The 10,847-nt window shown below is 69.7% G+C and carries 9 protein-coding genes and 1 riboswitch; of the genes, 4 read left to right on the forward strand and 5 right to left on the reverse strand.

Annotated features, from left to right (window positions below):
* Positions 1 to 99: 99 nt before the first annotated feature.
* Positions 100 to 171: riboswitch (guanidine-III (ykkC-III) riboswitch) on the forward strand.
* 5 nt (positions 172 to 176) lie between these two features.
* The gene (locus IL992_RS17645; protein ID WP_193204416.1) at positions 177 to 422 is read left to right on the forward strand and encodes a CBU_0592 family membrane protein; all 246 of its coding nucleotides are present in this window, start codon (positions 177 to 179) and stop codon (positions 420 to 422) included.
* 41 nt (positions 423 to 463) lie between these two features.
* A complete protein-coding gene (locus IL992_RS17650) occupies positions 464 to 841 on the forward strand; it encodes a VOC family protein (protein WP_319018622.1) in 378 nt (125 codons plus the stop codon).
* Between the two features lie 3 nt (positions 842 to 844).
* Here IL992_RS17650 and IL992_RS17655 read toward each other — a convergent pair whose 3' ends face one another.
* On the reverse strand, positions 845 to 1,294 hold the full coding sequence (locus tag IL992_RS17655; protein ID WP_193204417.1) for a hypothetical protein: 450 nt from the start codon (positions 1,292 to 1,294) through the stop codon (positions 845 to 847).
* 86 nt (positions 1,295 to 1,380) lie between these two features.
* Between IL992_RS17655 and IL992_RS17660 the strand changes: the two genes are divergently transcribed.
* Positions 1,381 to 1,830, forward strand: a complete 450-nt coding sequence (locus IL992_RS17660; protein ID WP_193204418.1) for a GNAT family N-acetyltransferase — start codon at positions 1,381 to 1,383, stop codon at positions 1,828 to 1,830.
* A 147-nt stretch (positions 1,831 to 1,977) separates the two neighbouring features.
* Here the strand turns inward: IL992_RS17660 and IL992_RS17665 are convergent, their stop codons facing one another.
* Both IL992_RS17665 and IL992_RS17670 read right to left on the reverse strand, forming a co-directional pair.
* A complete protein-coding gene (locus IL992_RS17665; RefSeq protein WP_193204419.1) occupies positions 1,978 to 4,008 on the reverse strand; it encodes a molybdopterin-containing oxidoreductase family protein in 2,031 nt (676 codons plus the stop codon).
* A 35-nt stretch (positions 4,009 to 4,043) separates the two neighbouring features.
* On the reverse strand, positions 4,044 to 4,481 hold the full coding sequence (locus IL992_RS17670) for an RpiB/LacA/LacB family sugar-phosphate isomerase (protein WP_193204420.1): 438 nt from the start codon (positions 4,479 to 4,481) through the stop codon (positions 4,044 to 4,046).
* A gap of 49 nt (positions 4,482 to 4,530) precedes the next feature.
* Between IL992_RS17670 and IL992_RS17675 the strand changes: the two genes are divergently transcribed.
* Positions 4,531 to 6,936, forward strand: a complete 2,406-nt coding sequence (locus IL992_RS17675) for a lysylphosphatidylglycerol synthase transmembrane domain-containing protein (protein ID WP_319018623.1) — start codon at positions 4,531 to 4,533, stop codon at positions 6,934 to 6,936.
* A gap of 185 nt (positions 6,937 to 7,121) precedes the next feature.
* On the opposite strand, the gene mgrA is transcribed toward IL992_RS17675, so the two are convergent.
* Together mgrA and IL992_RS17685 are read right to left on the reverse strand one after the other, a co-directional pair.
* Complete coding sequence (mgrA, locus tag IL992_RS17680; RefSeq protein WP_193204422.1) at positions 7,122 to 8,147, reverse strand: L-glyceraldehyde 3-phosphate reductase; 1,026 nt, start codon at positions 8,145 to 8,147, stop codon at positions 7,122 to 7,124.
* Positions 8,144 to 10,189, reverse strand: coding sequence for a S9 family peptidase (locus IL992_RS17685; RefSeq protein WP_193204468.1), 2,046 nt, complete (start codon positions 10,187 to 10,189; stop codon positions 8,144 to 8,146). Before IL992_RS17685 ends, mgrA begins: the two co-directional genes overlap by 4 nt.
* Positions 10,190 to 10,847: the final 658 nt, after the last annotated feature.

Here is a 10,847-nt window from a genome sequence, read left to right on the forward strand (position 1 = left end):
AACTCTAAACGAATGCTACCCGCGAGTAACCGGCGATATCCATGGTCTGTGCCACAGATCGCACGGAATGGTGACGCACAACCGGTATGGTCCCGTTGTGAGAAGCCGCGATCCGCGGCCTTCCCGGACGAGGTGCCCGCCGTACCCGGACCAGCGAAGACGGTGGGCGGAAGGACATGGACCAAGTTCTGCAGATCGCCGGCGCCATCCTCATCCTCGGCGCGTTCCTGCTCTCCCAGATGAACGTCCTCGACAACCGCTCGAAGATCTACCTCACGCTCAACCTCGTCGGCTCCGCGGTGCTCGCCTGGCTCGCGTACGCGGACGACGACTGGGGATTCCTGCTGCTGGAGGGGGTCTGGGCCATCGTGTCCGCGGTCGGCCTCGTCCGGTCCCTGCGGCCACGGCGCACGGCAACGTAACCTGCTTGACACCTTTACCGGTGTCGCGATTGGCTGGGCGCGTGATTGAGATCTACACGATGACGATCGACTGCGCCCGGCCGTACGAGCTGGCCCAGTGGTGGAGCGAGGCCCTGGGCTGGCCGCTCGTCGACTCCGAGCCGGAGGACGAGGAGGTCATGCTGGAGCGTCCGGACGGTGCCCCGCACCTGCTCTTCATCCGGGTGCCGGAGGGCAAGACGGTCAAGAACCGCCTGCACCTCGACATGAGACCCACTGGGGACGGCACCCGGGACCAGGAGGTGGAGCGGCTGCTCGCGCTCGGGGCCAAGCCGTACGAGGACCACCGGACGCCGGACGGCGCCGGATGGGTCACTCTGCTCGACCCCGAGGGCAACGAGTTCTGCGTCTGCCGGAGCGCGGCGGAGCGGGAGGCCTGAGGGTCAGGCGCCCTTGGCCCGGCCGCGCATCGAGAACGTGAGGGCAGCGGTGATCAGCAGCACGAGCGCGCCGCCCCACAGCGCGTCCCAGGCCGAGCCGAAGACGCCCTCGCGGTCGATCACGAGCTGCACCGGGTACATGAGGGCCGCCGCGCCGAGGCCCGGGTAGAGCGAGAAGCGCCAGGGGTGGCGCAGCGCCCAGAGGCGGGCCTGCCGGGTCACCCGGTCGCCGACGTCCGGCTTGGAGATCGCACCGATCGCCGCGACAAGGGCGAACACGGTGATCCCCGCGCACAGGGCCCACGTCAGGTCGGCCGGGCCGGGCAGGATGACGCCCAGGAGGAAGCTCGTGGCCGCGACCGCCCCACCGGACGTCGCCGCGGCCCGCCAGGGCGCGCCGCGCAGGGCCGCGCCGGCCAAGGACATCTCGTCCATGCGGGTCAGTTCGTTCATGACTACAGCGTGCCTTTTCGGGCGTTTCGCCGGCATCGGGGAAGTCCCTGAGCCGCCCCTGACGCCACCCGGTTAGGCTCCCCGGCATGGATCTGCACTTCCGTACTGCCCGGCGTGAGGACGTTCCCGTCATCGTGGCAATGATCAACGAGGACCCGATCACCGCCGCCCGTCCGTCATCCGGGGAGCCGGACTACTACGCCGCCTTCGAGGCGGTGGACGCCGACCCGCGCAACGAGCTGATCGTCGTGGAGTCGGACGGCGAGGTGGTCGGGACCATGCAGATCACCTACATCCCAGGGCTGTCGCGGCGGGGCGGCGAGCGCGCGCTGATCGAGGCGGTCAGGGTCGCCCTGCCGCACCGCAACCGGGGGATCGGCCGGGAGATGATGCGGTGGGCGGTCGAGCGGGCCCGGGAGCGCGGCTGCGCGCTGGTGCAGCTCACCTCCGACAAGGCCCGCACCGAGGCCCATCGCTTCTACGGCTCGCTCGGCTTCAACGCCTCACACGAGGGGTTCAAGCTCCTCCTCGGCTGAGTCGTGTTTCAAAAGTCAAACCCTGCTGCGCGTGGCCCAGATGGCGCCTCGCTGCGTTGTCGTCGTCGCTCGTAGCTCCGCTACGAGCTTCTCCTCCGCCTTGCGATGCATCCATCTGGATCCACGCTCGCTACGGGCAGCACTTTTTCAACACTCCTCCAGCGGGGCGACGTCGACGAAGTTGTCGTGGTAGACCGGGCCCCGGCCCATGTCGGCGTCCCGCTCGTCCACGAGCGCGTTGGGGTTGGCGCCGGCCGACAGCTTCGGCCAGTTGCCCTTCGGCGCCGCCACCACCCCCGGCGCGACCCGGTCGCTGACCTCCACGTACGCCCTGAACTCGCCGTTGCCGTTGAAGACCCGGGCGGCCTGCCCGTCCACGAGCCCCCGGGACTCGGCGTCGGCCGGGTTGACCAGCACCCGCGGGCCCTTCGACCGCTTGCGCAGCTCCGGGTTGTTGGCGAACTGCGTGTTCAGGAACGTGTGCGCGGCCGGGGTGATCATGACGAGCGGGTGCGGCCGGTCGGCGGGAGCCGTACGGGCGGTGAGCGAGGGGACGTAGCCCGCCACGCGCGGCAGCCCGGCGGCCTCGGCCTTCTCGGAGGCGAACTCCAGCCGCCCGCTCGGCGTCGGGAAGCCCTCCGTGAACGGCACGAACGGGTCGGCGACCGGAAGCCGGGCCCACCCCTGCTTGCGGATCTCCTCCACGGAGATCCCCGCCTGGGCGAGCGTCTGCTCGGCCAGGTCCAGGTCGCTGTCGTACAGGGACGGCTCGGTCAAGCCCATCAGCCGGGCGAGCCTGCGGAAGGTCTCCGTCGTCGGCAGGCACTCGCCCGGCGGCTCGACGGCGGGCTCGTTCCACACCATGTACATGTGCCCGTAGCCGTGGTGCACGTCGAGGTGCTCGATCTGCATGGTCGCGGGCAGCACGTAGTCGGCGTAGTCGACGGTGTCGGTCGGGAACTGCTCCATCACCACCGTGAACAGGTCCTCCCGCGCCAGCGCCGCCCTGATCCGGTTCTGGTCGGAGGTCGAGCCCATCGGGTTGGCCGCGTAGACCCACAGACACTTGACCGACTCGTCCAGCCCGTCGGCCAGCCGGGTCATCGTGAGCGTGCGCACGGGGTGGGGGAGCAGGTCGTCGCGCGGATCGGGGCCCGTGGGGGCGTATCCCGAGGTGGAGTAGGCCACGCCGCCGCCGGGGTATCGCCAGTCGCCGGTGACGCCGGGGATGCAGGCGATCACCCGCATCGCGGCCCCGCCGCCCGCGTGCCGCTGGATGCCCATCGTGGCCCGGATGCCGGTCGGCCGGGTGTGCGCGAGCCGTACGCCGAGGGCGCGGATCCGCTCCTCGGGCAGGCCGGTGATCTCCGCCACCAGTGCCGGGGGATGCCTGCGGATCTCGGCCTCGAACTCGTCCCAGCCGGTCGTGTGCTCCTCGATGTACGCGCGGTCCTCCGCGCCCTCCTCCAGCACGACGTGCAGCAGGCCGAGGGCGAGCGCGGCGTCGGTGCCCGGCCGGATCGCCAGGTGCTCGTCCGCCTGGTCGGCCGTACGCGTGCGGATGGGGTCGATCGCCACGACGTACGCCCCGGCGGCGCGGGCGTCCTGGACGAACTTCCACAGGTGGTGGCCGCTGGTCAGCGTGTTGGTGCCCCACAGCAGGATGAGCCGCGACAGCGCGAACGTCTCGGGGTCCATGCCGCCGGGAGTCCCGTTGACGTACCGCAGCCCGTCGTTGCCGGCCCGCGCGCAGATGTTGAGGTCGTGCCGGGACGCGCCGAGGGCGTTCCAGAACCGTCGCCCGGCCTGACCCGACTCGCCCTGGACGTACCCGAGCGTCCCGGTGCCCTGGTAGGGCCAGATCGCCTCGCCGCCGTGCTCCTCGACGATCGACGTCAGCCTGGCGGCGATCTCCGACAGCGCCTGGTCCAGACTGATCCGCTCGAACCGGCCGGAGCCCTTCGGCCCCACCCTCTTCAACGGGTGGAGAATGCGGTCGGCCGACCGCACCTGCTCCAGGTAGCGGTTGACCTTCACGCACAGGGCCCCGCGGGTGTAGGGGTGGTCGCGGTTGCCGCGCAGCCCGACGGCCTCGCCGTCGCGTACGGTGACGACCCAGGAGCAGGTGTCGGGGCAGTCGAGCGGGCAGGCGCCGAGGACGGGTAGCGACGTGCTCATGGCATCGACGTTAGCGTGCCGCCCACGAGTGGTCTCTACCGGATTTCCCGCACGTACGCGATGTTCGCGGTGTCCTCGGGATCGGTGCTGGGCGCCTCGGAGAACCAGGCGTCCAGGATCTCCGTCAGAACCTGCTGGGAGGTGAGGCGGAGGCTGAGCGCGAGCACGTTGGCGTCGTTCCACTTGCGGGCGCCCGCGGCGGTGGCGGCGTCGGCGCACAGCGCCGCCCGCACCCCCGCTACCTTGTTTGCCGCTATGGACGCGCCGGTGCCGGTCCAGCAACAGACCACGGCCTGGTCCGCGCGGCCCTCCGCGACGTCCCTCGCCGCGGCGGAACAGCACCACGCCCAATCGGCCCGGTCGCCGGGGGCCAGCGCTCCATAGAGTGTGACTGAATGGCCGCGTCGTTCCACCTCGGCCACAAGCACCGGCGCGATTCCGTCGAGGCTGTCCGAGGCCAGGGATATGCGCATGCCGTCAATTGTGGACACCGAGTGCGAAGATCGCACAGAATCGCTGGTGGTGAGAGGCATAAAGGAGCAGGACATAACGCTGGACACTCCTGGCCAAGGAGCTGTCCTCGTCGTCGAGCCTCTGCTGCCGCAGCGGATCCGCCGTCCTTCCGACGCACTGCGGTTCCTGCTCACGCTGCTGGCCCTCGTCGCCGTCGTACTGATGGCTCTGGCGCTGCAACGCACGCTCAACGGCCTGGAGACCGACGTCCAGGCGGGCACCGGCCGCGCCCCCGATGTGCTGTCGGCCGCCGCCGGGCTGCTGGGCGGCGTCGCCGTGCTGATCGTCCCGGTCGCGTTCGCCGTCGAGCGGGTCTTCCACCGCGACGGCATGCGTGTCACCCAGGGGCTGATCGCCGCGATCCTCGCCCTGCTGGTGTCGTACGCGCTGGACGAGTGGCTGGTCAAGGCGGGCCCCGCCGACCTGGTGCAGCTGCTCACCGGTGGCAGGGACGTGGAGCCGCTCAACACCGTGCTCACCCCCGCCATCGCGTACGCCACGGCCGTGCGGATGGGCCGGCGCCCGCACTGGCGGGCACTCATGTGGGTCGCGCTGGCCCTCGACGTGTTCGCGCTCTTCACCGCCACCAAGGTCACCGCCCTCGGCGTGATCCTCACGTACGTCGTCGGCCTCGCCGTCGGGTTCGGCACGCTCTACGGCATCGGCAGCGCGAACACCAGACCGCCCGGCAGCGCCGTGCTGGCCGCGCTGCGCAAGCTCGGTTTCACGCCGATCAGCGCCAGGCGGGTGGAGGACGACAGTTCGGGCAGCCGCCGCTACCTGGTCGGCCTCGCCGACGACCGGCGAATCGACGTGACCGTGCTCGACCGGGACCGGCAGGTGGCGGGCGTCCTCTACCGGCTGTGGCGGCGCTTCCTGCTCAACAGCGAGACCCGGCGCAGGGCCATCCGCTCGCTGCGCGCCGAGCTGGAGCGCGAGGCGCTGATGGCGTACGCCGCGCAGGCCGCCGGGGTTCGGCTGCCGCGCCTGCTCGGCACGAGCGAGATCGGCACCGAGGCCGCGCTGCTCGCCTACGAGCACGTGGACACCCGGCCGGTGAGCGATCTCCAAGACGAGGACTTCGACGACGAGCTGCTGGCGAGGATGTGGGAGCAGGTCCGGCTGCTGCACGCGCACCGCCTGGCCCACCGCCACCTCACCGGCGAGAGCATCCACGTCGACGCGCAGCGGAACGTCTACCTCGTGGACGCCCGCAGCGGCGAGATCGCGGCCGGCGACCTGCTGCTGCGGCTCGACATCGCCCAGCTCCTCGCCTACCTCGGCACCCGTGTGGGAGCCGAGCGTTCCGTCGGGTCGGCGGCGAAGGCGCTGGGGGAGAACACGCTGGCCGGGGCGATGCCGCTGCTCCAGCGGATCGCGCTGAGCCGGGACACCCGGACGGCCGCCCGCAGGGACAGGAAGCTCCTGCCCGCCATCCGCGAGCAGATCATCGCGCTGAAGCCGCAGGTCGAGGTCCAGGAGGTGCGGCTCGAGCGGTTCCGCCCCCGGACGCTGGTGACGATCATCGTCAGCACGCTCGGCGCCTATTTCCTGCTCTCCCAGCTCAGCCAGGTCAACCTGACCAGCGTGATCACCACGGCGAACTGGGCGTGGAGCGGCGTCGCGCTGGTCGCAGGCGCCCTCAGCTACGTCGCGGCGGCGATCATGCTGCGCGGGTTCGTGCCCGAGCCGCTGCCGCTCGGCCGTACGGTCCTGGCCCAGCTCGCCGCGTCGTTCGTGAAGCTGGTCGCGCCCGCCGCGGTCGGCGGCGTCGCGCTCAACACCCGCTACCTGCAGAAACGAGGCGTTCCGCCGGGGGCGGCGGTGACCAGTGTGGGAGCTTCGCAGCTCATCGGCCTGGCCATGCACATCATGCTGCTGCTGCTGTTCGGCTACCTCACCGGAACGCAGGCCGCGCCGTCCCTCACCCCGTCACGGGGCCTGCTCGTCGTGCTGCTCGGCGTCGCGGTGCTCTTCCTGATCGTGCTCGCCGTACGGCCGCTGCGCCGCGTGCTGACCACCCGCCTGCGGGCCATGTTCTCGGGGGTCATCCCCCGGCTGCTCGACGTGGTGCAGTCGCCCAAGAAGATCGTCGAGGCGGTGGGCGGGACCCTGCTGCTCACCCTCAGCTTCGTGATCTGCCTTGAGGCGTGCGTGCAGGCTTTCGGCGGTAAGGCCAGCTTCACGGCGGTCGCCGTGGTGTTCCTGGCCGGCAACGCCATCGGCTCGGCCGCTCCGACGCCCGGCGGGCTGGGCGCGGTGGAGTACGCCCTGTCGCTCGGCCTGCAGGTCGCCGGCGTGCCCGGCCCCATCGCCACCTCGGCGGTGCTGCTGTTCCGGCTGATGACGTTCTGGCTCCCCGTCCTTCCCGGCTGGGCCTCCTTCGCCTACCTTCAGCGTCAGAACGCCCTCTGACCGTCGCCTGGGGCGATGCCCGGCCGGGCACCGCTGTCCGCCCGGACAGGCTGCGGCGGGCCCGAGGCCTCGCGAGAGCACAGACACCCGGGCCACGAGCCGGGTCCACGAGCCCGGGGTCACCGCCTGGGGTCACGAGCCGCGGCGCAGGCGCGCCGGGCCGGTGCGCCGCGGCTCGTGGATGCTCACTCCGCGCTGGACGCGGCCCAGAGATTGATGCCGCACTCGACCGCGTCCTTGTCGATCGCGTCCAGCTCGTCCTGGGTGAAGTCGAGCCGGTTGATCGCGTCGAGGCTGTCGTCGAGTTGCTCGACGCTGCTCGCGCCGATCAGGACCGACGTCACCCGCGGGTCGCGCAGCGCCCAGGCCAGGGCCATCTGCGCCAGCGACTGCCCGCGCTGCCCGGCGATCTCGTTGAGCCGCCGGACATGGCGCAGGCTCTCCTCCGTCAGCAGGGACGGGTCGAGCGACTTGCCCTGGGCCGCCCGCGAGTCCTTCGGGATGCCGTTCAGGTAGCGGTCGGTCAGCATGCCCTGAGCCAGCGGAGAGAACGCGATGCAGCCGGCGCCCTCCTCCTCCAGCACGTCGAGCAGCCCGTTCTCGATCCACCGGTTGAGCATCGAGTAGGAGGGCTGGTGGATGAGCAACGGGGTGCCCATGTCCCGCAGGATCGCCGCGGCCTGCCGGGTCCGCTCCGGGGAGTAGGACGAGATGCCCGCGTAGAGCGCCTTGCCCGAGCGGACCGCATGGGCGAGCGCCCCCATGGTCTCCTCCAGGGGCGTCTCCGGGTCGAAGCGGTGGCTGTAGAAGATGTCCACGTAGTCGAGGCCCATCCGCTTCAGCGACTGGTCGAGGCTCGCCAGCAGATACTTGCGCGATCCCCAGTTGCCGTACGGGCCGGGCCACATGTCGTACCCCGCCTTGGTGGAGATCACCAGCTCGTCCCGGTATCTGGCGAAGTCCTGCTGATAGAGGTGCCCGAAATTGATCTCCGCCGAGCCGTACGGAGGACCGTAGTTGTTGGCGAGGTCGAAGTGGGTGACTCCGCGGTCGAAGGCCCGGCGGAGGATGGCCCGCTGGGTCTCGATCGGCTTGTCGTCGCCGAAGTTGTGCCACAACCCGAGCGACACCGCGGGCAGCCTCAGCCCGCTCCGTCCGGTCCGGTTGTACGGCATGGGCCCGTAACGGCCCTCGGCAGCCACATAGCTCACTCGGTCACTCCAACTCGGTCGAGGATCCAGGAGAGCGCGAACGCCTCCTCACGCCAGGCGTCGTAACGGCCGCTGCGGCCTCCGTGGCCGGCGCCCATCTCGGTCTTCAACAGGAACGGGCCGCCCTGCGCGGTGGCGCGGAGCCGGGCGACCCACTTGGCCGGCTCGTGGTAGAGGACCCGCGTGTCGTTGAGGCTGGTGGTCGCCAGGATCGGCGGGTATGGCCGGCCGTCGACGTTCTCGTAGGGCGAGTAGGACTTCATGTACGCGTAGACCTCGGGGTCGTGCAGCGGATCACCCCACTCGTCCCACTCGGTCACGGTGAGCGGCAGCGACGGGTCAAGGATCGTGTTCAGCGCGTCCACGAACGGGACCTCGGCGACGATTCCCGCGAACTCCTCCGGCGCCAGGTTGGCGACCGCGCCCATGAGCAGACCACCGGCTGAACCGCCCCGGCCGATGATCTTGTCGGACCATCCCTCGGCCTTCAGATGCCGCGCGGACGCCACGAAGTCGGTGAAGCTGTTCTTCTTCTTCGTCAGCTTGCCGTCCTCGTACCACCGGCGGCCCATCTCGCCGCCCCCGCGCACATGGGCGATCGCGAACACGAACCCCCGGTCCAGCAGCGAGAGCCGGGCCACCGAGAAGTAGGGATCGATGGACGACTCATAGCTGCCGTAGCCGTAGAGCAGGGTGGGGGCGGGCCGGCTCGTGTCCTTCCGGACCACGATCGAGATCGGGATCCTGGTGCCGTCCGGGGCGGTGGCCCACTCGCGGAACTGCTCATAGTCGGCCGGGTCGTAGCCGCCGAGCACCGCCCTCTGCTTGAGCAGGATCAGCTCGCGCGAACGCAGGTCGTAGTCGTACACCGACGGCGGGGTCACCATCGACGTGTAGCTGAGGCGCAGCCGGCTGGTCTCGAACTCCGCGTTGCCGGCCGGCGCCACGTCGTACAGCGGCTCCGGGAAGGAGATCTCGTACGGCTCGCCGCCGTCGCCCGGCAGGATCCGGACACCCGTGAGGCCGTCTCGGCGGAAGTGGACGCTGACGAAGTCCTTGAACGCGTCCACATCGAGCAGCCGCGTGTCGTCCCTGTGCTCGATCAGCGGAGTCCAGCTCGCCGGATCGTCGATGGGGGCACTGGCGAGCTCGAAGTTCACGGCGCCGTCGTTGTGGAGGATGAGGAAGCGGTCGGCCGCGTGCTCCAGGGCGTACTCCACACCGGTCTCCCGGGGCCGCACCACTGCGAACTCGCCCTGCGGGGTGTCCGCGTCGAGGACCCACACCTCACTGGTGATCTTGCTGCCCGAGGTCAGCACCAGGTAGCGCTGGCTGCGGGTCAGCCCGATGCCCACCCAGAAACGCTCGTCGTCCTCCTGGTGGACGACGACATCATCGGCCGAGCCGAGCGTGTGCCGGTGAATCCGGTACGGACGCCAGGCCTCGTCCACAGTCGTGTAGAAGAACGTGGAGCCGTCGGCCGACCAGGCGCCGCCGTAGAAGACCCCCGGGATCTCGTCCGGGAGCAGTTCTCCCGTCTCCAGATCCTTGAACCGGAGTGTGAAGCGCTCGTCACCGGAGAAGTCGGTCGAGTAGGCGAGCTTCGTGCCGTCGGGGCTGACCGCGCTCGTGCCCATGGAGAAGAAGGGGCTGTCACCGGCGAGCTCGTTGCCGTCCAGGATCACCTGTTCGCCCGGGAGCGGCGTGCCCGGCTCCAGTTGCGGTGGACTGTCGCCGTCGGCGGCCACGCGGCACTGGATGCCGTACTGCTTCCCCTCTTCGGTGCGGGAGTAGTACCACCAGGCGCCCTTGCGGGTGGGCACCGACAGGTCCGTCTCCAGCGTCCTGCCCTTGATCTCCTTGAAGATGTTCTCCTGGAGGTCCTGCAGGTGGCCGGTCATCTCCTGGGTGTAGGCGTTCTCCGCCTCCAGGTACGCGATGGTGTCGGGGTCGTCCTTCTTGAGCAGCCACGCATACTCGTCGACCACGGTGTCACCGTGATGCGTGCGCTCCAGGGAAACCTTCTTCGCTACAGGCGGCATGTCGCTCACCCGCCAAAGTCTATGTTCGGCATGGTCCCGCCAAGCCTCCTCGCTGCGGCCTGTGGATAACTCGTGACGGGGAACAAGGGGGTCCGCGGCCGGCGTCTCGCGATCTCACGGTTCCGGGGCCTGAGGCGGGCGGAATACATCCGGGACCCCAGGCGTTCGACTCAAGTTGGGTCATGGCGGTGCCGGACCCTGGTAATCTTGTGGTGTCGGCGCGGTTCGGCGCACTCCTCTTCGATCACTTCGGTGGTTGTCTTGTGTGTGCGGGCTGGTTGCCGGCGGCTTCTCGTGCTTTTCGATCTTCTGGGTCTGGTGGTTTTGCGCCGGGCTGGGGGTTCGGGTAAGTTAGAGGGGTTGCCCCGGAAACGGGGGGTCGAATTCCTGTCGGTCGGCGGGTTTCGGGTCAAGTAGGTCCCGGTGGGGCGGATTTGACACGAAAGAGCCGGTCGGGAAGAATTAAGACCAGCAAGACAAAAGAAAAACGAACGGTGAAACGCCCCGGAGCGTGGGACCTTCTCGGAGGTTTCGGGTGATGGTGGTCGCGTCCGTTTCTTGAGAACTCAACAGTGTGCTAAAAGCCAGTGCATGAATCATGCATGACCCCGTCATAGCGGCACTCTTGTGGTGTCGGTGACGGATTCCTTTGACGGCA

Source organism: Microbispora sitophila (assembly GCF_014892245.1).
GTDB lineage: Bacteria > Actinomycetota > Actinomycetes > Streptosporangiales > Streptosporangiaceae > Microbispora > Microbispora siamensis.